At 31.1% G+C, this 22,171-nt stretch carries 16 protein-coding genes; 13 read left to right on the top strand and 3 right to left on the bottom strand.

Features of this window, described 5'->3' with window-relative positions; all coding sequences use genetic code 11:
- Positions 1-10: 10 nt before the first annotated feature.
- Positions 11-244: a CDGSH iron-sulfur domain-containing protein gene (locus CELAL_RS18105; RefSeq protein WP_013552340.1), complete on the bottom strand. Its 234-nt coding sequence runs from the start codon at positions 242-244 to the stop codon at positions 11-13.
- Positions 245-306: 62 nt separating this feature from the next.
- Complete coding sequence (locus CELAL_RS18110; RefSeq protein WP_013552341.1) at positions 307-1,500, bottom strand: heparan-alpha-glucosaminide N-acetyltransferase domain-containing protein; 1,194 nt, start codon at positions 1,498-1,500, stop codon at positions 307-309.
- A gap of 132 nt (positions 1,501-1,632) precedes the next feature.
- Between CELAL_RS18110 and CELAL_RS18115 the strand changes: the two genes are divergently transcribed.
- Genes CELAL_RS18115 through CELAL_RS18135 form a run of 5 tightly spaced genes read left to right on the top strand, consistent with a single transcriptional unit; the run spans position 1,633 to position 7,241 of the window.
- Positions 1,633-2,169 (top strand): NADPH-dependent FMN reductase, encoded by a 537-nt coding sequence (locus CELAL_RS18115; RefSeq protein ID WP_013552342.1) that lies wholly within the window; start codon positions 1,633-1,635, stop codon positions 2,167-2,169.
- A gap of 3 nt (positions 2,170-2,172) precedes the next feature.
- Complete coding sequence (locus CELAL_RS18120; protein ID WP_013552343.1) at positions 2,173-3,477, top strand: anthranilate synthase component I family protein; 1,305 nt, start codon at positions 2,173-2,175, stop codon at positions 3,475-3,477.
- 47 nt (positions 3,478-3,524) lie between these two features.
- Positions 3,525-4,832 (top strand): tRNA lysidine(34) synthetase TilS, encoded by a 1,308-nt coding sequence (gene tilS, locus CELAL_RS18125; RefSeq protein WP_013552344.1) that lies wholly within the window; start codon positions 3,525-3,527, stop codon positions 4,830-4,832.
- Entirely contained in the window at positions 4,829-6,793 is a 1,965-nt protein-coding gene (locus CELAL_RS18130) for a protein-disulfide reductase DsbD family protein (RefSeq protein ID WP_013552345.1), read from the top strand. The genes tilS and CELAL_RS18130 overlap by 4 nt, the downstream gene beginning before the upstream one ends.
- A gap of 19 nt (positions 6,794-6,812) precedes the next feature.
- A complete protein-coding gene (locus CELAL_RS18135; RefSeq protein ID WP_013552346.1) occupies positions 6,813-7,241 on the top strand; it encodes a DUF1801 domain-containing protein in 429 nt (142 codons plus the stop codon).
- Between the two features lie 68 nt (positions 7,242-7,309).
- On the opposite strand, the gene CELAL_RS22410 is transcribed toward CELAL_RS18135, so the two are convergent.
- Positions 7,310-7,468 (bottom strand): hypothetical protein, encoded by a 159-nt coding sequence (locus CELAL_RS22410; RefSeq protein WP_013552347.1) that lies wholly within the window; start codon positions 7,466-7,468, stop codon positions 7,310-7,312.
- A 480-nt stretch (positions 7,469-7,948) separates the two neighbouring features.
- On the opposite strand from CELAL_RS22410, the gene CELAL_RS18140 reads away from it, so the two are divergent.
- The 8 genes from CELAL_RS18140 (at position 7,949) to CELAL_RS18175 (ending at position 22,163) form a co-directional block, all read left to right on the top strand.
- On the top strand, positions 7,949-10,900 hold the full coding sequence (locus tag CELAL_RS18140) for a PAS domain-containing sensor histidine kinase (protein ID WP_041557801.1): 2,952 nt from the start codon (positions 7,949-7,951) through the stop codon (positions 10,898-10,900).
- The gene (locus CELAL_RS18145) at positions 10,893-11,294 is read left to right on the top strand and encodes a response regulator (RefSeq protein ID WP_013552349.1); all 402 of its coding nucleotides are present in this window, start codon (positions 10,893-10,895) and stop codon (positions 11,292-11,294) included. Before CELAL_RS18140 ends, CELAL_RS18145 begins: the two co-directional genes overlap by 8 nt.
- A 312-nt stretch (positions 11,295-11,606) precedes the next feature.
- Complete coding sequence (locus CELAL_RS18150; protein WP_013552350.1) at positions 11,607-13,994, top strand: penicillin acylase family protein; 2,388 nt, start codon at positions 11,607-11,609, stop codon at positions 13,992-13,994.
- 140 nt (positions 13,995-14,134) lie between these two features.
- The gene (locus CELAL_RS18155; protein WP_148229705.1) at positions 14,135-14,881 is read left to right on the top strand and encodes a hypothetical protein; all 747 of its coding nucleotides are present in this window, start codon (positions 14,135-14,137) and stop codon (positions 14,879-14,881) included.
- 5 nt (positions 14,882-14,886) lie between these two features.
- The gene (locus CELAL_RS18160; RefSeq protein WP_013552352.1) at positions 14,887-17,649 is read left to right on the top strand and encodes a TonB-dependent receptor; all 2,763 of its coding nucleotides are present in this window, start codon (positions 14,887-14,889) and stop codon (positions 17,647-17,649) included.
- A 6-nt stretch (positions 17,650-17,655) separates the two neighbouring features.
- The gene (locus CELAL_RS18165) at positions 17,656-18,822 is read left to right on the top strand and encodes a DUF4249 domain-containing protein (protein WP_013552353.1); all 1,167 of its coding nucleotides are present in this window, start codon (positions 17,656-17,658) and stop codon (positions 18,820-18,822) included.
- A gap of 10 nt (positions 18,823-18,832) precedes the next feature.
- Entirely contained in the window at positions 18,833-20,560 is a 1,728-nt protein-coding gene (locus CELAL_RS18170) for a hypothetical protein (RefSeq protein WP_013552354.1), read from the top strand.
- Between the two features lie 67 nt (positions 20,561-20,627).
- Complete coding sequence (locus tag CELAL_RS18175) at positions 20,628-22,163, top strand: YifB family Mg chelatase-like AAA ATPase (RefSeq protein ID WP_013552355.1); 1,536 nt, start codon at positions 20,628-20,630, stop codon at positions 22,161-22,163.
- The last annotated feature ends 8 nt before the right edge of the window (positions 22,164-22,171 follow it).

A 22,171-nucleotide genomic window follows, 5' to 3' on the forward strand; every position in this document is an offset into this window, starting at 1 on the left:
TTTTTTTATACTATAAATTTTTGTGAGTACCATCGCAATACGGAGGGTTACTTGTTTTTTTACACGTACACAAATAAGCTTTTTTGTCTTCTTCTACTGAAAATCTCAGAGAAGGTGTTGCATTATGTGCTTTATGAGAACCATCACAAAATGGTTGATTACTACTATGGCTGCAGGTACACCATCCGTAATTTTTATCTTTTTCTAGATCTACTGCAATAGGAGAATATGTCTCTTCACTCATATATTTTTTTTTTATAAAAAAGTGAAGATAATAGAAATTGTTATGCGAAAAAAAATGTGAGATTAATCTTTAACCAGTCTAAATAACTTAAGGGTAGCCGTTCTTAATTTTACAAAAAGATGCTTACTCAATTTTAAACCAAAAGAAGTCCATGGTGCTGCTATAGCGCCTACTTGTTTTGCTTTAGTGCCTATCGCAGCTTTAATAACTACTTTACGCTTTTCATATTGCAATGCTAAAAAGGTACAGGCAATCATAAAAGCAATAGCACCTGGTATAATAATAGTAGGTGAGAGCGTATGATTTAAAAAGTAGTACAAACCTAATCCTATAAAACTACCGTACAGTATTATATAATGAACAACATATATAGACAAGGTACTCTGTCCCATTTTAAGTAACGTACTATTGGTCATAAATTTTCGCAGTATCATAAATATTGCAAAGACTAGAAATACATCTCCTAAACGAATAAATAAATAATTATTAAAGAATACATCTGCAAATAACTGAACTTTAGTTGTTTCAGCGAGGTATAAAAATACAGGAGAAGAACCAAATAGTAATCCAAAACCAAGAAGTACCGCTATGGTTATAGCCCCTGGATATAAATACTTTGCCTTTTTAAATTTAGCGAATAGTAAAGATAAAAATGCCCCACATGTAGCGTAACCAAACCATGGGAAGATTGTAAATACAGAACCATTTGATCTCGTAAAGTAATTTGCAAAGGTTTCTGGTAAATAGGCGTGTGTCCATTTGCTATAATTAGGTTCAAAAATAAAAAGCAAGATGGTTATAGTCATTAATGCTACTGGGAATAGGAATTTTCTCTTTTCGGTTACAACATAAAGCGCTATAATTCCTAATAGCGATAAACCAATGCAGTGTAGTACATCAATTAAATAAAATGCATCATAAATATGACCTATTAATAAACCCCAAAAATTTAATCGCAACAAATACCCAATAAAGAGTAATTGCAGACCACGCTTAATTCCTTTGGCAACTCTAGGATTACTAAAGCCTGTTTTATCGCCTTTAGTTAAAAGAAAAGTAAAAATAAAACCTGATACCGTAAAGAATACAGGGGCTGTGATACCTCTAAAATAAAGCCAAATAGTGTAGCCTAAGTGAGAAGTGTCTCTAAAAGCATTATCTAGTAAACCATCTACAAAATGTCCTTGTAGCATCATTAATATTGCCCATGCGCGCATGGCATCAATAAAGTAAAGTCTATCTGGTTTATTTATCATTTCATAAATAATTTACTGTATATACTTGTTAAACAGTAATTTTAGATGTTTAGTGCCGCAAAATTAGCTAATTTTTAGACATGTTGGTACTATTTACTTTATTTTCGTTGTAATAACCCTAAAATAAAATGCATGTCGACAATTTTAGCTTTTGCAGGAAGTAATTCATCTTCGTCTATAAATTATAAATTAGTACAGTATACTGCTAGTTTAGTAGAAGATAAAGAGGTACAACTTATTAATTTAGCCAATTATCCTTTTCCTTTATATAGTGTTGATGAAGAAAAAAATAATGGATTTATCAATTCACTTGTAGAATTTAATAGTGAAATTAAATCTGCCGCTGGTTTAATTATTTCTGTGAACGAGCATAACAGTAATCCTTCTGCTTATTTTAAAAATCTTTTGGATTGGTTGTCTAGAGTTGACAAAACGTTTTTGACTGAAACTGAAATATTCCTAATGGCTACTTCTCCAGGAAAAAGAGGAGGGATGAGTGCTTTAGAAATTATAACGAATCTATTGCCACGCTTTGGAGCTACGGTTGCAGCTACATTTTCTCTTCCTTCATTTCAAGAAAATTTTGATGAAGTAAAAGGAATTGTTGATGCTGACCTAGCAAAACAACACCAAGAAGCCTTAAACCAATTTTTAGCTAAACTATCTTAAGTATTGCGAAAAAAAATTACGTACTCCTTTAAGGATTTACCTTTTCTAAAAGATTCCATGTTACAATGGGCGCAACAGTATTATGAAGTTGTTTGGCTAGATAGTAATACGCACAAACAGAAGTATGATTCTTTTGATGCGCTTATCGCTGTTGATGCATTAACCTCTATAAAAACAGATCATAAAAATGCTTTTGAAGATTTAAAAACCTATCAAGAGCAAACCAAAGATTGGATTTTTGGATATTTGACGTACGATCTAAAAAATAATGTAGAAAAGCTAGAATCTACGAACTTTGATGGTGTTGAGTTTCCTGAGTTATATTTTTTTCAACCCAAGAAAATAATAAAAATTAAGGGTGATTCCTTAGAGTTTGATTATTTGAATATGGTGGATGATGAGATTGAAGAAGATTATCAGACAATCATTAAAAAACTACCTAGTCTAGAGGATAATTTGCAGCGTTCTGTAAAAGATATCCATATTAAAATGCGAATTTTTAAGGATGAGTATTTTAGTAAAGTAACTAAAATGCTTGACCATATTAAACGTGGAGCTATTTATGAAGCTAATTTCTGTCAAGAATTCTATGCCGAGAATTATGCGATTAATCCCGTAAAAGTCTATCAGAAACTAAATGACATCTCAAAGGCACCTTTTGCCACATTCCTAAAATTAGATGATAAGTATCTTATGTGTGCCTCTCCTGAGCGGTATTTAAAGAAAATGGGGTCTAAACTTATTTCTCAGCCTATAAAAGGTACGGCTAAAAGAGCTATAAATAAAGAGGAAGATGATAAACTCAAAGAGCGTTTAGCGCAGGATGAGAAAGAAAGGGCAGAAAATATAATGATTGTAGATTTGGTCCGCAATGATTTGTCTAAGAGCGCAATTAAAGGAACAGTAACGGTAGAGGAACTCTGCAAAGTGTATACTTTTGATCAAGTACATCAAATGATATCTACCGTAATTGCACATGTAGATACAGCTAAGAGTCCGGTAGCTATTATTAAAGACAGTTTTCCTATGGGAAGCATGACAGGTGCCCCTAAAGTATCTGCTATGAAAATTATTGAAGAATTAGAAGCTTTTAAAAGAGGATTGTATAGTGGTTCGGTAGGCTATTTTACTCCTGAGGGAGATTTTGATTTTAATGTAGTCATCCGTAGTATTCTTTACAACCAATCTAAAAAATATATTTCTTTTTCTGTGGGTAGTGCTATTACGGCAAAAGCAACTCCTGAAAATGAATACCAAGAGTGTTTACTTAAAGCAAAAGCAATGCGTCAAGTGCTTGAAGATAATTGATGCTAGAGAACCTATAGACTTCGTTTTTCTTATGTACTTTTGTAACTGTGCAAGAACAATTTAAATCACATATTAACGAGCGTTTTCCTGAGCTAAAAAATAAACATTTTTTATTGGCATGCAGTGGGGGTATTGATAGTGTAATACTTGTTCATTTATGTAAAGCCATAGGTCTAGAATTTTCTTTAGCTCATTGTAATTTTAACTTAAGAGGTCTGGAAAGTGATGCAGATGAAGCTTTTGTAAAATTACTTGCGGCAGATTTTAAAATTCCTTTTTATGTGACTAGTTTTGATACTGCACAGTATATGAATACGCATAAGGTATCCTTACAAATTGCTGCACGAGAACTGAGGTATGCTTGGTTCTCTGAGCTACAATCAAAACATAAAATACCAACGCTAGTTACTGCACACCATGCAGATGATAGCTTAGAGACATTTTTAATCAACCTTTCTAGAGGAACAGGTATTGATGGTTTGACGGGTATTCCTGAAAGAACACCTACTATTGCTAGACCGCTTTTACTATTTTCTAGGGAACAGATCTTGGACTATGCACATCGCTTTACTATTTCTTGGAGGGAAGATAAAAGTAATCAAGAAACCAAGTATTTACGGAATAAAATAAGGCATAAAATTGTTCCGCATTTAAAAGAATTACATCCTTCCTTCTTACCTAATTTTTTGCAAAGTCAACAGCATTTAGCTGAAACGGCAAGTCTATTAAACCATCATATACAAGAGCTACGTGCCACTCTTTTCAAAAAAGATGGGGATGGTTTTGTAGTGTCTATTGCTGCGCTTAAAAAGCAGAATGCCTTAGAGTCTTTGGTGTATCACTTATTTAAACCATTTGGGTTTTCAGATGCTGAAGCACTTATAGCTTTATTATCGGCTATGAGTGGAAAAGAATTGCACTCGGTTAGCCACCGCCTGCTTAAAGATAGAGATAATCTGTATTTAAAGGGGGTGCAATCTATTTCAAGCGATATTTTTGAAATCGAAGAAGAATGTAATTCGGTTACAGAACCTGTGTCTATTAAAATTGAAGTGGTGTCAGAAATAACAACTACGGGCATAGATACGTTATACGTAGATAAGAACCACTTAAAGTTTCCGTTAACTGTAAGAAAATATAAAACGGGCGACTATTTTTATCCTTTCGGAATGAAAGGAGTAAAGAAGTTGAGCAAATACTTTAAAGACGAGAAGTTCAGTCAATTTCAAAAAGAACAACAATGGTTACTTTGCAGTGAAGATGCTATAGTTTGGGTGATTGGTAAAAGAGCGGATGATCGATTTAAAGTATCAAAAAAGACAGATAAAATATTAAAATTCAGCCTAGTACAATGATTAAAAATATAATAGTTTTCCTGACATTTTTCAATGTTTTTTTAGGATTTTCTCAGACAGACGAAGAGCCTGTTTTATGGGAACAAGAGTTAAACAAAATCTCTGACACAGAATTTGAATTAATAATAAAAGCTGATATTTTTAAAGATTGGCATGTGTATTCTCAACATACAGCAGAAGGAGGTTCGCAACCCAGTGAATTTGTTTTTGAGAAGGCTAATCAAGATTATGAACTTATAGGTGCAGTAACCGAAAGTGAAACAACTACCGAGTATAGTGATATTTTTGAAGTTGATGAAACGTATTTCAAAGAGAAACTTGTTTTCACACAAAAAATTAAACTTTTAAATCCAACAGTAACTCAGGTAAATGTACTCTTATATTACCAAGTATGTAAGGATGTTTGTATTCCAGGGGAACAAGATTTTATTTTTGCCTTAGATGGTGGACCCGTAAATTTAGAAGAAAAAACGGTAGATGAACGCAGTGTAATACTGAGCGAAGAATTAATTTTAGACCTTAAGAATAAAGAGAAATTAACAGAAGGTACTGTAGATAGTGTGAGTGGTCCTTCAGGCTTATTAATGATTTTTGGACTTGGTTTTTTAGGCGGATTAATTGCTTTGCTTACGCCTTGCGTATTTCCTATGATACCGCTAACAGTATCATTTTTTACAAAACAATCGGGAACTAAAAGCAAAGGGATTACCAATGCTATTTTATATGGTTTTTTTATTGTTCTAATCTATTTTTTACTGAGCTTGCCTTTTCATTTGTTTGACTCGGTAGACTCTCAAATACTAAATACCATAGCAACCAATGTTTGGCTTAACATCGTATTCTTCGCAATCTTTGTATTTTTTGCTTTTTCATTCTTTGGGTATTATGAATTAACCTTACCAAGTTCATGGGCTAATAAAATGGATAATGCTTCTTCTAAAGCAGGAGGAGTATTAGGGATATTTTTCATGGCGGTAACTTTAGCTATCGTTTCTTTTTCGTGTACAGGGCCTATTTTAGGCGGACTCCTAGGAAGTACCGCTTTGGCAGATGGTGATGTTGCAACAAACCTATCTACCGGTATGTTAGGATTTGGAACCGCATTAGCCTTACCGTTTGCTTTATTTGCCTTATTCCCTGCATGGTTAAATTCGCTACCTAAATCGGGCGGATGGATGACTACCGTTAAAGTAGTTCTTGGCTTTCTTGAGTTAGCTTTGGCATTAAAATTCTTATCAAACGCAGATTTGGTAGGCAATTGGGGATTTCTTAAGCGCGAACTTTTTATTGGAATCTGGATTGTATTATTTATCTTATTAACACTATATCTATTTGGTATTTTACGTTTCCCTCATGATGGTCCAAAACAAAAACTATCAGGCCTCCGTAAAATGTTAGCTTTTGTGAGCGCTGCCTTTGTTCTTTATTTAGGGTTAGGAGTAACAAAAACAACCAATTTAAAATTATTAAGCGGATTTCCGCCACCAGAATTTTATAGCGTTTTTGAACAAGAAAGCGATTGCCCTTTAGGGATAAATTGTTTTAAAGATTTTGAGGATGGTTTAGCTTATGCTAAAGAGGTGAATAAGCCAATTTTATTAGATTTTACCGGTTGGGCTTGTGTCAACTGCCGTAAAATGGAAGAAAATGTATGGAGTAATCCAGAAGTGTTTAAACTTATAAATGATAATTATGTATTAATATCATTATATATAGATGATCGTAAAGCCTTACCAGATTTGGAACAGTTTGATTTCAAGTATGAAACCGGACGTGTAAAACATATTGAAACAGTAGGGCAAAAATGGGGGACTTTCCAAACCCTAAATTTTAATGCAGCATCACAGCCATATTATGTATTATTGTCGCCGGAATTAGAGGTTTTAAATACTGCTATCCAGTATACCGATACAGAAACCTATAAATTCTGGCTTCAAGAAGGCTTAGATAATTTGAAATAAACTTGACAAATACTTAAAAATGGAACAGCTAATCTTACTTGAAAATCCAAAAGTAGCATTAGTTTTTGAGGCGTATCCAGACCATATTAGACCTAAGATGCTTGCCTTGAGAAAGCTTATTTTAGAAACTGCAAATGAGCTAGAAGATGTGCAGGAATTAGAAGAAACGCTAAAATGGGGAGAACCAAGTTATATCGCTAAGAAAGGAAGTACTATTCGTATGGACTGGAAAGAGAAAACTCCAGAACACTATGCCCTATATTTTAAATGCACGAGCCTATTAGTAACTACATTTAAAGACGTATTTCCAGATCAATTTACCTATGAAGGGAATAGGGCTTTAATTTTTAAATTAGAGGAAAAGATACCGGTAAGGGAATTAAAATCTTGTATTAAGGCTGCGCTGCACTATCATAAAGTTAAACAGCTACCGAGTTTAGGGATGTAAGGAAAATATGAAATGGATAGATTAAATTTTAATTAACCCATTTTATAAATTATCTACGAATGAAACTTTTATTGGACTACCATTGAGAAATATTTATTTTGCTTTGGACCAATAGCCGCTTTAAGAATTTCTAAAAATGATACATGCACAGCTTCTGCGTCTAAAATAGGACCTTTCTCTTTAGTACTTAGCGCTAAGACATACCCTTTTTTGCCGCTTCCATACATTGGGCGGGTGTTCTAAAATAATCATCACTGGTAAAACTACAGTGACCAATATTAAAAATAGGATTTAAAAAGCTTTTGTTTTTTTCCAATTGTAAGTGCCAACTATTTTATGTGTTAAGTGATATCCTGTAGAGAAATCAACTTATAGTTCTAGGTGCTTTCTAGCATTATCTGTAGCACCATTTGGACCCCAATTACAATTATGATAAACTAAAGTTGTTATTGTTTTAATAATTAGCAAGAATAATAGAGAAGATAGATCTCCTTTCTAATTAAATAATTGTAAGTATTTTATGTATATATTTGAGGTATAATCGTTTCTCGCAGTGTTTATAATATCAACTATCGAATAATAAAGATTGTTAAAAGTAGTTTATTGTAATTGCTAAGATTGAAAAAAGAAGAAATCCCCGATTGTAAAAAAAATAAGTTTATAATATACCTTATTAGCCTAATAACTAACCATAATAGTACTGTTTATTGAAAAAGCTAGAAAAAAAAATTATAAGTAGGTATTTATTTTTCATGATTACGATCGGAGTTCTTATTGTTTCAGGAGTTTTAGTGGTTAGTCATATTATTAGTTTACTAGATGCTGAAACAGAAAATATTGATTTAGTTGGTAAGCAACATATGATGAGTAAAAGTATCGTAAATGACGCTCTTCATATTGGTAATGCTCCAAATAGTATGTCAACTAAAGACATTAGCAGGCTAAAAAATCTGACAAATGAATTGAAGAATTCCCAAGTAAATTTATTAGAACATTATTCTGAAAATAATAAAACTATTGATTCTTTATTAAAAAAAAACGAATCCTCTTACAATCAAATGTTAAGCTCCAGTAGCGCAATAACAATTGATTTAGACCCAAATAGATTAAAAAATCAACTTGAAAAAATTTACGAGGCTCAAAGTAGCTATAGTGTTAACTTAGATTTGATAAGAGATACATTTCAAGAAGAAGTTCATAGTAAACTTCAATTATTAATGAATATATTATGGATTTTTGCGAGTTGTATACTACTGATAATAGTTGGCGAATCTGCGTTTATTATGAGGCCTATATTTAAACAGCTACTTTATAAAAATAAAGAATTGCAGGCTATTAATGAAGAATTAGAATTGTCCAAAGTCGTGATAAGCAAGAATATGCTAGCGCTTACAAAGCTTAAAATAGATTTAGAAACTAAAGAAGCATATAACAGAATTTTTATTGAGCAAGCACCCATGGCTATTGCTATGGTAGATAATGATATGTGTTACTTGGCGGTTTCTAAGCGGTGGATTACAGATTACAAGATGGAAGGAAAAGAGTTTATTGGTCGCTCTCATTATGACTTGTTTCCTGAAATAAGCGAAGATTGGAAAAAAATGCACCAAAGATGCTTAGGGGGAGCCATTGATATCAATAATGAAGAGCCTTTTATACGTGCCGATGGATCTTTGCAATGGCTGTATTGGGATGTTCGACCATGGTATGACTTAGATGGAAAAATTGGAGGTATTCTCATGCAAACTGGTGATATCACTGCGGTTAAAGAGAATGAGCTTGAAAGTAAAAGAACTGACGAAATTATAGAAAAAACGAACGAAATTTCTCGAATAGGAACATGGGAATTAGACTTGTTGAAAAATGAAGTTTATTGGAGTACTATAGTCTGCGAAATACATGAGGTTCCTCATGATTTTGAACCGCAATTAACGTCCAGTATCCATTTTTATAAGGAAGGTAAAAGTAGAAATCTTGTTGTAAAATCTGTCAAAGAAGCAATTTCAGATGGTAAATCTTTTGATATAGAAGTAGAATTAGTAACTCAAAATAATGCAAATATTTGGGTTAGAGCCATTGGGCAAACTGAACTTGTTGAGGGTAAGTGCACTAGATTATTCGGGATATTTCAAGATATTTCAGTAATTAAAAAATCAGAAGGAGAGTTGCTGCGAAAAAACAAATTATTGAATTTTGCGGAAGAGATTACGTTAATGGGAAATTGGCAATGGGATACAGTTGCAGATGTGGTACTATGGTCTAATAATTTGTATAACATTTTTAAACTGGATAAAAATATAGAGATTATTAAATTTGACACTTATTTTAGCTTTGTACATCCTGATGATAGAGAAATTGTTACAGAATATTTTAAAAAATCAGTAAATAAAAAAAGTCTTGTTAAATTTACACATCGCATTATTGCTGGTGATGGAAAAGTAAAAACTATTCAGCTTCTTGGAGAAGTTATTAGAGATAATTTAGGGAATATTATTGAAATGATAGGTACTTGCCAAGATATTACCGAACAAAAAAAATCGGAGGTAGCGCTCATACGTAAAAATCAACTATTAACTTTAGGAGAAGAAATTGCGCAGATGGGCCATTGGCAATGGGATACCGTTGTAGATAAGGTCATATGGTCTAATAATTTGTATCGAATTTTTGAGCTTGATAACTCAAAAATTGATTTGAAATTTGAAACTTACTTAAGTTTTGTACATCCTGAAGACTCCTTAAATGTTATTGAATATTTTGAAAAAGCTGCAAAAGAAAAAATATTTGATAGTTTCTCACATCGTATTATAACGGTTACTGGTATTATAAAGACGGTTCAACTTATGGGAGAGGTATTCACAAATGAAAAAGGTGAAATTATTGAAATGATAGGTACGGGACAAGATGTTACCGAACAAAAAATGGTGGAACAAAAGATCGTAGCAGCCAAGGAAAACTTAGAAGCATTCTCTAAAAAGTTAATTGCTCAAAATACCCAATTAGCAGATTTTACACATATTACTTCACATAACTTGCGAGCGCCTGTAAGTAATTTAAATACGTTATTAGATTTTTATAAGGAATCTGAAAGTGAAAGTGAAAAACTGGATTTGTTCAAAAAAATAGAAACCGTAATTTACCATCTTACTTCAACACTCAATACCTTAATAGAGGCTTTACAAACCAAAAATGACACGACAAAAGAACTTGAAAAAGTGTCATTTAATGAAATATTGAATAAAACTAAAGAAATTTTAACTGCTGAAATTCTTAAATCAGAAATTACAATCCAAGTTGATTTTTCTGAAATTGAAAATATAAATTACAACAAAATATATTTAGAGAGTATATTTCTTAATTTAGTGAGTAATGCTATGAAATACAAAGCTGAAGACCGCACTCCAAAACTTACTATTATATCAGTAATTACAAATGGAAAAATAGAATTAAAATTCCAAGATAACGGTTTAGGTATTGATTTAAAAAAGCATGGTCATAAATTGTTCGGTTTAAATAAAGTTTTCCATAGACATCCTGATGCTAGAGGAGTGGGGTTGTTTATGACTAAAACCCAAGTTGAAGCAATGGGAGGTACTATCTGGGCAGAAAGCACTGTAAATGAAGGCACAACGTTCATTATAAATTTTAATTTAAATGAGTAATCCAATTAATATATGTATTGTTGATGACGATAATATATACCAATATACTATTGTAAAAACGATTAAATCATTAGATTTTGCATCTAAAATAATTACTTTTTCTGATGGAGAAGAAGCATTAAATTTTGTGCTAAAGAACTTAAATGATAAAATAGAACTTCCTGATATTATTTTATTAGATATAAATATGCCCATAATGGACGGATTTCAATTTATGGAAGAGTTTGTGAAAATAAAACCTAAGCTTGGTAAAAAAATAGTCATTTATATGGTCTCTTCTTCAGTAGACCCTAAGGATATAGAAAGAACAAAAAAAATTAGTGCTATTTCAGACTACATTATAAAACCTATTGAAATAGAAAAATTAAAAACCATAATTCAAGTATTACAGTAAAGAGGTGGGGTGTAAGTTACTCTAAAGTAATATCCTAAGTTTACATATTAAAGCTTTGGTCTACTTTTGAAGTTATATTTTCTACTTAATTTAAGAGCGAAAGAAATAGTGCCTTACTCTTTAAGCTTAAAAAAATCTTACCAGAGAATTAAAATCCTGTATTAAAGTTATATTATTTTTTTTCGGATAAAACATTTACCAACTTCAGGGCTTTAAATCATACAGAATAACACGATTTTTGATCAATTTGACTATTATAATTTTAAAAATTACTTCCAAAGATTAAATTCATTCCTTAATCTATCGTAAATTTTGGAAAAGCTAAAAAAAGTATTTCTTATTGTAATCACACTACTGTTACTTGTTGTAATCGGAATCGTTATTTTTATTATAACTCTTAAACCTAATTACAGTGGTGAACAAGAGCTGAAAAATTTAAAATCAGCTGTGAGTGTATATTATGATACCTATGGTATTCCACATATTTATGGAGAATCTGAAACAGATGCTTTTAGAACTTTAGGGTACGTACATGCGCAAGATCGCTTATGGCAAATGGAACTTTTACGTAGAATAGGTCCCGGAAGACTGTCTGAAGTATTTGGTAAAGACATGATTCCTACAGATAAGTTTCTTATTTCTTTAGGGATTGATGAAGCTTCAGAAAAGACAGCAGCTAGTTTAGACGAAAATTCTGAAACTATTCGTCTAACAAGAGCCTATTTAGAAGGGGTAAACTCTTTTATTGAAAACGGACCTACTCCTGTAGAATTCTATTTGACAGGAATTGAAAAAACACCTTTTGTGGTTAAAGACGTGTATAATACCATTGGTTATATGGCATTTAGTTTTGCGATGGCGCATAAGACCGACCCTCTGCTTACAAATATCAAAGAAAAATTAGGGTCAGAATATCTAAAAGATTTAGAGGTTAATGCAGACCCATCGTTAACCACGATTGCTAACTATCCAAAAAATGATTTTATTCTAAAAAATACCATTTCGGAAATAGCTTTTCAAGCGCTTAAAAAACTACCTGTACCCATGTTTGAAGGAAGTAACAGTTGGGTGCTTTCTCCTGAGAAAACAAAAAATGGGAAAGTTATTTTTGCTAATGATCCACATATTGGATTTTCTCAACCCTCAGTTTGGTATGAAGCGCATGTGAGTACACCAACTTATGAAAAATACGGCTATCATCTAGCAGGCGTACCCTTTCCGTTACTGGGGCACGACAGAAATTTGGCCTACGGATTAACGATGTTTGAGAATGATGATATTGATTTTTATTACGAAGAAGAACATCCTACAGATAAAACTAAATACTCTTATAAAGGTGCTTGGAAAACCTATGAAACGGTAACAAAGACCATAAAAGTTAAAGATGCGGATGCTGTAGCATTTACCTATAAAAAAACCATCCATGGCCCCGTATTAAACGGAATTGCAGATCAGATTGTGGGAGATAAGCCTATTGCCATGTCTTGGGTTTATACCAGAGTAGAAAATAAGACTCTAAATGCTTTTAATAGTATTGTTCATGCCAATGCGTTAAATGATTTTAAAAAAGCGCTAGCTGGGATTCACGCTCCTGGTTTAAATATTATGTATGGTGATGCCAAAGGGAATATAGCCTGGTTTGCAACAGCTAAGTTATACCAAATGCCGGATAGTATAAATACCAAATTTGTATTGGAGGGTAGTTCTGGCGCACAAGAACCATTACGATACTTAGATTTTGAAGAAAATCCACATGCTATTAACCCGCCTTGGAATTATGTGTACTCCGCAAACAACCAACCAGATTCTATTTTGGGTAAAATATATCCTGGATATTATTTGCCAGAAAATAGGGCAAAGAGAATTACACAATTACTAGCTCCAAAAAATGATTGGGATAAGGATGCTGTAAGCAAAATGATTACAGATGTTACCTCTGCTATTAACCCATCTGTTGTGCGTAATTTAATAAATGAAATTGATGTATCAGCACTTTCTGAAAATCAAAAGCAGTTAATCCATCAATTAAAAGAATGGCAAGGCGAAGCTACTCTTGAAAATGTAGAAACGACAATGTATCATCGGTGGATTTATTTCTTTATGAAAAATACGTTTAGTGATGAGTTAAGTGAAGAACAATTTACAGCCTTTCTAGGAACACACTTTTTTAAAAGAACAATTGCTCCAATGGCAGAAAAACGGGAATCTATTTGGTGGGATGATATTGGTACTCCTGAAAAAGAAACAAAAAAAGTAATGGTAAATAAATCCTTTCAACAAGCCTACGCAGCCTTAGAAAAATCCTTGGGTGAGGATACTCAATATTGGACTTGGAATAAAGTACATTCTATAGAGCATCCACATCCTATTGGACAGGTAGAAGCATTACGTAACTTCTTCAATGTAGGTCCTTTTGAGGTGAATGGAACTAGAGAAGTGATAAATAATTTATCCTTTGCTTACACAGAAGACGGCTTATATAAAGTGTTATCGGGGCCATCTACACGGAGAATTATAGATTTTTCAGATGTAGAAAACAGCATTAGTATTCTACCAACAGGGCAGTCGGGTAATATGCTTAGTAATCATTATCAAGATCAAGCTAAAATGTATGTAAACGGAGAGTTTCGTAAGATGATGATGAATAAGGAAGAGATTACCGCTACTGCGGAATCTGTTTTAATTTTTAAACCTTTATAGTTTTTTATGCTGGTCATTTAAAGTATTTTTTTTAATTAAAATTATTATTACTTAAATGTTAAATAAATTATAAATTAGATTTTTGAAGTCATTTTTGTTAAATTTAAATATTTTTGTAAAACTTTATGTTAATTCATTTTATGAATATATTTTTTTTTCGTGTTTTATTAAAAACTTCAAATATTAAATATTTTATATTTTCAATATTTCTATTTAGTCTTACGTATAACTATTCCCAAGATAATTTTAAAAAATCAATAATTTATGATGCATATGATTCAATTTTAGGTAAAGAAAACCTAAAGTTGTATCAAGGTCCTTTATTTATTGATGAATATGCAGTAAATAACGAAAAACATAGGTTCTTTGAATCATCAGATCTGGCTTTAGGTAATGTTACCTATGACGGAAATGTTTTTTATAATCAAAAAATTAAATATGATTTATTTGAAGATAAATTAATTTTAAACCCTAAGAATTCATCTGAATCTCTTTTAATTGAGTTGATTAAAAATAACGTAGATAGTTTTACCTACAAAAAAAAAGTTTTTAAAATTTTTAAGAATACTGAACATTCTTTAACCGTTGGTTATTTAGAAGTATTATCTAAAAAAAGTAATATACAATTGCTTAAAAAGCACTTTAAATCCAATCAAGGAAAAACGAATAAAAACATATATTATGAATTTAAATTAAAAAATAAGTTTTATATATTTTATCAAAATTCATTAATTCCTTTCAACACTAAACAAGAAGTAATTTCTATTTATCCTGATAGAAAAATCTTCATAAAACAGTTTTTTCAAGCGAATAACACCTTAAAAAAAAATTACAAAGAACTTTTTATTTATAACCTATTTCTAGAACTAACCAGTAAAATCAACTAATTTTCATGCACACTAAGAGATTAAAAATTATTCTTTTATTATCTTTTTGCTGGACTGTTGCAGTTTTTTCTCAAAAAAATGAAGGGAAATTAAGCTTAGAAATAAGTAAACTTAGTCTTGAGGAAATTATAATAGAAATTGAAAAAACAACAGATTACAAATTTTATTATGTTAAAGATTGGTTAGCTGTAGAAAAATATTCTTATTCTTTTCAATCAAAAAATATAACAACTATTTTAAACAGTGTATTAGAAGGGACCAATCTAAATTTTTTTCTATTTGAAGGGAATAAAATTATTCTTTCTCAAAATAATCTGATCTATTCAACATTACCGAATAATTTTTTTGAAGCACTAGAAAATAATAGTGAGGAAAAACAAATTACATTTCAGAATCTCAGGAATAACGCTAAAAATATTGGGAAGAAAGAGATAGAAACAATCAAAATAGGGAAACAGAATTATAGCTCAAGGAATAAAATATTCACAATTAGTGGTGTAATATTAAACAGTACTACTCTTGAACCTATCCCTAATTTGACTATTACTGAAGATAAATCTTCGGTTATTGTAATTACAGATATTGATGGTTTTTATAATTTAAAACTTCCAATAGGTGAACATATATTAGAGTTTAGATCAATGGGTGTTCAAAACATTAAGAAACGAATACTAGTCTATAATGATGGTACCTTAAATCTAAGTTTAAACGAAGGGTTTGAACAGTTAAATGAAGTAGTCGTAGAAGCTAATGCCCATGTCAATATAGAAGAAACAATTAGTGGAACTGTGGGTATAGATATTGAAGACTCAAAAAATATACCTATAATTTTAGGAGAGAGAGATGTTTTAAAGGTTGCAACAACAATCCCAGGTATTTCTACAACAGGAGAGGGATCTACCGGTTTCAACGTTAGAGGAGGTAAAACTGACCAGAATCTAATTTTGTTTGATGACGCTGTAATTTATAACCCACAACACTTTTTTGGAATTTTCTCAGCATTGAATCCTTTTGCCATTGGTAGTATTAAAATATATAAAGGAAATATTCCTTCTGAATTTGGAGGTCGATTATCTTCTGTGTTTGACATTAAAACAAAGAATGGGAATTCAAATAAATTTTCAGGAGAAGGATCTATAGGACCTGTGACCAGTAACGTTTTGTTAGAAATTCCTGTTCTTAAAGAAAAATCTTCTCTTTTAATCGGCGGGCGTGGGGCTTATTCTAATTGGATTTTAAAATCTCTAGACGATATTTCCTTGAAAAATAGTAGTGCCTCTTTCTATGATTTTGTTGCTAGCTATAATCATAAAATAAACGATAATAACAATATAAAAGTTACAGGTTATACAAGTAAAGATGATTATAGCATAACCACTGATTCTATTTACACCTATAAAAATAGATTAGGTTCTTTAAAATGGGACCATAAATTCAGTAAAAAAAGTTCTGGAAAACTTATTATTAATACAAGTAATTATACATTTAATATAGGTTTTGAAGGGGACGCCAACAATGATTTTATTTTGAATTATGACTTAAATGAAACAGAAGTGAAGCTTAAGGCTAACTATTTGTTCAAACCCAAATTTAAATTAGATTTTGGAATATCAAGCAAATTATACAGAATTAACCCTGGTAGTATCAAACCTATAAATAATTCGAATATTGAATTATTAGAAATTGCTCAAGATAAAGGGGTGGAATCTAGTCTATTTATATCAAGAAATTTTGATTTATCAGATGACTTATCCATAGATGCGGGATTGAGGTATTCCATGTTTGCATCTCTTGGAAAAAGTATCCAACGAGAATATGAAAACAATCAACCAAGAAATGAAGAAACGGTGGTTAAAGAGATAAACTATGGCAATAATGAAGTCATAAAAACTTATGGTTTTCCTGAATTTAGAATTTCTAGTAGATATAAATTTTCGGAAGAAATGTCATTAAAAGCAGGCTATTCTAGCTCTGTACAATATATACATCGTTTATCTAATAATACAACAGTTTCTCCTGTAGATACTTGGAAATTATCTGATTTAAATATTAAACCACAAACAGGTCAACAATTATCTCTTGGATTATTTAAAAACTTTAACTCTAATAACTATGAAGCAAGTATTGAAGGTTTTTATAAAAAATCGAAAAATATTTTAGATTTTAAAACGGGAGCCCAATTATTAATGAATGAAAATATTGAAACAGAAGTTTTACAGGGAGATGGGAAGTCTTATGGTGTAGAAATTCTTATTTCTAAAAATATAGGTAGATTAAATGGCTGGCTAGGGTATACCTACTCTAGGTCTTTTAATAGATTAGATAGTAGTTTTGAGGAAGAGAAAATAAATAATGGAGATTTTTTTCCTTCAAATTTTGATAAACCTCATGATATCAGTTTTGTTGCAAACTATAAATTTACAAAGCGCTTTAGTTTCTCATCAAACTTTGTGTATCAAACAGGAAGACCAATTACTATTCCTGTAGGTAATTTTGTTTATGATGATAACGAATATGTTGTGTTTAGTGATCGGAATAGTTATAGAATTCCTGATTTTATTAGGTTGGATATCGGATTAAATATTGAAGGAAATCATCGAATTAAAAAGTTTGCACATAGTTTTTGGACAATTTCAGTTTATAATGTTTTAGGAAGAAGTAATCCTTTTTCTGTTTATTTTACAAATCAAGATGATAAAATAAAAGCTGTTCAAACATCAATTTTTTCTATACCTGTTCCTTCAATAACTTATAACTTCAAATTCTAGAATATTATGAAATCAAGAAGCTATATATTCTTATTAATCACCATACTTTTATTAAATTATGGCTGTACAGAAATTATTGAGGTCAATACTCAGGATTTTGAAAATATATTAGTGATAAATGCTAATATCACTGATAAAAATACTAAACATGAAATTACATTAACGAGAACATATGAGGCAGGGTCAACAAATTTAAATGAAACTGGAGCATCTGTGTTCGTTATAGATAATCTAGATAATTTATTTCAATTTATTGAAGAAACTTCTGGTAATTATATTTCAAATGAGCCTTTTAATGTGATTCAAGGAAGAAGTTATCAATTAAATGTAACAACAAAGGATGGCAATCAGTATTACTCTGATTTTGTTGCTCCTATAGCTAATGCTAAGATTGAAGATTTAAGAGCAGAGTTTAGCGTAGATGAATTAGGAAACGAAGGTGTTGCAATAAAGATTGATGGTTATGATCCTGAGAATAAAGCAAAATATTTTAGATTTGAATATGAGGAAACTTATTTGATCGAATCTGCAATTGTAAGTTATTCTAAACTAAATATTATTTCAGAAAATCCTCCTGAAGTAGAAATTATTACTGAAAGTATTCAAAATACATTATGTTACAATACGTTATTTTCAAATGAAATTCTAACAATTAGTACTGAACAAGAAGTAGAAAGTAGGTTTACTAATTATCAACTAAAATTTATTTCAAAAAATGACTTTCGTATTAGAAACAGGTATAGTCTTTTAGTACATCAATATGTTCAATCTAGAGAAGCTAATAGTTTTTACAGTACATTGAAAGATTTTGCAAGTAGTGATAATTTATTATCACAGACACAACCAGGTTTTATTACAGGAAATATAAAATCTAAAAATAGTGCTGAAAAAGTTATTGGTTTCTTTGAAGTTTCCACAGTAAATTCTAAGAGAATATTTTTTAATTATGATGATGTGATTCCACCTGGAGCGAGAGCTAATTATCCGTTTGATTGTACTCCTTTAAAATTTACACCCAATGAGATTGGAGACATGATAAATTTATTGAAAACTAATAATTATGTGTTTACAAGTTTCAATTATGTAGGAAGTGTTTATTCAATTGTGAATAGACCATGTATTGATTGTACAGTCTTAGGAGTAAAAGAAAAACCAGAATTTTGGATTGATTAAAAAGTGTCATATGTTAAATAAATTGAAATTGCAATATTTGGTATTTTTTCTAATTTCAATGCCTATTAATGCCCAAGTAATTGGTGATAATAATACCCCAGAAAGTATAGCGGTTCTAAAGTCTATTGGGGAAGAAAAAGTAACACTTCACTATAGTAATTCTACGTTATTATCTGGAGAGAATTTTTTCTTTAAGTTTTACTGTAAGAACGATAAAAATTTACCTAGCGATGCTAGTAAGATAGGTTATGTTGAATTAGTAAATGAAGATTTGAATGTCGTTATTAAGCAAAAAATACTTTTAAAAGATGGTACTGGATACAGTGATTTTTTTATACCAACAAATCTGACAACAGGAGGCTATAAGCTAATTGCGTATACAAATTGGATGAAAAATTGGGGAATTGATAATTTTTTTCAAGATGATATTTTTATTATTAATCCTTTTAAAAGTCAAAAAAATATTTTAGAATTAGCTGATAATATGGAGCATACCGATCTTTTAGTTATAAAAGACACTGAATACTTAACTAAAAATTTAATTATTTCTTTAGATGAAAATATAATTAAAGAACGTCAAAAAGTAAATGTAAAAGTAAGCACTACTAATTTTGATTTAGACTCTGGTTCTTATTCTGTTTTTGTACAAAAAGTAGAAAATTTAAAATTTAAAAAATATAAATCTTCTGCTATTGAAAAGAAAGAAGTACAAAGTACTCAGTTTTATATTCCTGAATTGAGAGGGGAATTAATTAGTGGTTTTTTAACAAATAATCAGAGTAAAGAAAAAATTACTAATCAAATTTTTACATTTAATATACCAGGAAAAAACTATCAACTTCAAACTCTTAAAACAGATAATCAAGGGAAGTTTATAATAGATTTTGATAACAACTCAGAAGTAAATTTTGGATTGATTGAACTTATAAATGAATTTGATATAGACTTTAATGTAACTATTGATAATAAAGAAACTATTGATTATGGAAAGTTAAACTTTATTAAAATTAAATTAGACGCTATGCTGAAAGATGATATAGTAAATAGAAGTATTCATAATCAAATTGAAAATGCTTACTATAATGTAAGGCCAGACACCATAATATTATCTCAGAAAAAGAAGCCTTTTTATGGTGATTTAGGGGCTAAATATTATCTGGATGATTTTACGAGGTTCCCTAGTTTTAAAGAAACTATAGTAGAAATAATTGATGATGTTTGGATAAGTAATGATCAAAATGGTTACGAAGTATTAAAAATCAAAAGCTATGGCGAGCAATATTCAGATGGTAGCTACAAGCCACTTCTAATAGTAGATGGTATTCGTTTAAATACGATTAAAGATTTGATAAATTATAATACTCAAAATATAAAAAGTATAACTATAGTGCGAGAGAAATATATTTTAGGAGCAAATATTTTTTCTGGAATTCTTGATATTGAAACTTTTAATGGGGATTTTGGAAAAAGTACAAATTATTCTGATGCTATTAAATTTACTATTAATCCTACTTCTCCTAAGAAAAAATATTTTAGACAAGCCTATTATAGTGACTCCATTCGTATTCCTGATTATAGACATATATTGTACTGGAATCCTGAATTTATTATAAATAAAAAAGATACTCATTTTGATTTCTACACATCAGACGTAAAAGGAGAATTTATAATAAGTATAAAAGGTTTTACTTTTTCAGGTAAACCTGTTGACATAGAGAAAGAATTCATTGTACAATAAAGAGATAGTACCTGTGGTTATTGCAATATTTCTAAATATTTCCCTACTTTTAAGGAAAATAATCTAAATGCTTACAAAGGTTTACGGTAGTGCTGTTTTTGGTGTAGAGGCTACAACTATTACGGTAGAAGTCAATGTGGATAAAGGAATAGGATATCATCTAGTTGGGCTCCCAGACAATGCCATTAAAGAAAGTAATTATAGAATTGCTGCGGCATTACAGAATAATGGATACAAAATTCCAGGAAAGAAATTAACCATTAATATGGCACCTGCAGATTTGCGTAAAGAAGGTTCAGCTTATGACCTTACTTTAGCATTAGGGATATTAACAGCCTCAGGACAAATAAAATCTGATAATATAGAGAAATATATCATCATGGGAGAAATCTCATTAGATGGTAGCTTACAACCCATAAAAGGAGCTTTACCAATAGCAATAAAAGCGAAAGAAGAGGGGTATAAAGGGTTTATCCTTCCAAAAGATAATGCACGGGAAGCTGCCATAGTAAGTGATTTAGAAGTTTATGGAGTGGAGAATATCAAAGAAGTTATTGAATTTTTTGATCTAGGAAAACCATTAGAACAAACAATCATTGATACCCGAAAAGAGTTTTACAAATCCTTAGATTTCCCTGAATTTGATTTCTCTGATGTAAAAGGGCAAGAAAGTATAAAACGCTGTATGGAAATTGCTGCTGCTGGCGGGCATAATATAATTCTTATAGGTCCTCCTGGTGCAGGAAAAACAATGTTAGCAAAACGTTTACCATCTATTTTGCCACCGATGACGCTTCATGAAGCACTAGAAACTACGAAAATACATAGTGTGGTTGGAAAAACTAAGAATATGGGATTAATGAATCAACGTCCGTTTAGGAGTCCTCATCATACTATTTCAGATGTTGCCCTTGTAGGCGGAGGATCATATCCTCAGCCAGGTGAAATATCATTGTCTCACAATGGAGTTTTATTTTTAGATGAATTGCCAGAATTTAAACGTGGCGTTTTAGAAGTCATGCGCCAGCCCTTAGAAGATAGAGAAGTGACAATTTCAAGAGCTCGTTTTACGGTTACGTATCCGAGTAGTTTTATGTTGGTGGCTAGTATGAATCCTAGTCCTGGTGGCTATTTTAATGATCCAGATGCTCCAGTGACGTCTTCACCAGCAGAAATGCAACGGTATTTAAGTAAAATTTCTGGACCACTTTTAGATCGTATTGACATTCATATAGAAGTGACTCCTGTGCCTTTTGATAAATTATCGGAAGAACGAAAAGGAGAGGGGAGTGTAGAAATTAGAAAACGTGTAACTGCGGCTAGAGAGTTGCAAACTTTACGTTTTGAAGAAATGGACAATGTACATTACAACGCACAAATGAACACCAAGCATATCCGCAAGTATTGTAAAATGGATGATGCCTCAAAAGAATTATTGAAGAATGCTATGGAACGTCTAAATCTTTCAGCGAGAGCTTATGATAGGATTCTGAAAGTAGCAAGAACCATTGCAGATTTAGATGCTGCAGAAGCCGTTTCTGGAACACATATAGCAGAAGCCATACAATACCGAAGTTTAGATAGAGAAGGTTGGTTGGGGTAATGATGCAG

This window comes from Cellulophaga algicola DSM 14237 (assembly GCF_000186265.1).
GTDB lineage: Bacteria > Bacteroidota > Bacteroidia > Flavobacteriales > Flavobacteriaceae > Cellulophaga > Cellulophaga algicola.

Bases quoted from the DNA above. Each gene is read 5' to 3' on its own strand.
- CELAL_RS18105 (WP_013552340.1), bottom strand. From the start codon at position 244: ATGAGTGAAGAGACATATTCTCCTATTGCAGTAGATCTAGAAAAAGAT.
- CELAL_RS18110 (WP_013552341.1), bottom strand. From the start codon at position 1,500: ATGATAAATAAACCAGATAGACTTTACTTTATTGATGCCATGCGCGCA.
- CELAL_RS18115 (WP_013552342.1), top strand. From the start codon at position 1,633: ATGTCGACAATTTTAGCTTTTGCAGGAAGTAATTCATCTTCGTCTATA.
- CELAL_RS18130 (WP_013552345.1), top strand. From the start codon at position 4,829: ATGATTAAAAATATAATAGTTTTCCTGACATTTTTCAATGTTTTTTTA.
- CELAL_RS18135 (WP_013552346.1), top strand. From the start codon at position 6,813: ATGGAACAGCTAATCTTACTTGAAAATCCAAAAGTAGCATTAGTTTTT.
- CELAL_RS22410 (WP_013552347.1), bottom strand. From the start codon at position 7,468: ATGTATGGAAGCGGCAAAAAAGGGTATGTCTTAGCGCTAAGTACTAAA.
- CELAL_RS18145 (WP_013552349.1), top strand. From the start codon at position 10,893: ATGAGTAATCCAATTAATATATGTATTGTTGATGACGATAATATATAC.
- CELAL_RS18155 (WP_148229705.1), top strand. From the start codon at position 14,135: ATGAATATATTTTTTTTTCGTGTTTTATTAAAAACTTCAAATATTAAA.
- CELAL_RS18160 (WP_013552352.1), top strand. From the start codon at position 14,887: ATGCACACTAAGAGATTAAAAATTATTCTTTTATTATCTTTTTGCTGG.
- CELAL_RS18165 (WP_013552353.1), top strand. From the start codon at position 17,656: ATGAAATCAAGAAGCTATATATTCTTATTAATCACCATACTTTTATTA.
- CELAL_RS18170 (WP_013552354.1), top strand. From the start codon at position 18,833: ATGTTAAATAAATTGAAATTGCAATATTTGGTATTTTTTCTAATTTCA.
- CELAL_RS18175 (WP_013552355.1), top strand. From the start codon at position 20,628: ATGCTTACAAAGGTTTACGGTAGTGCTGTTTTTGGTGTAGAGGCTACA.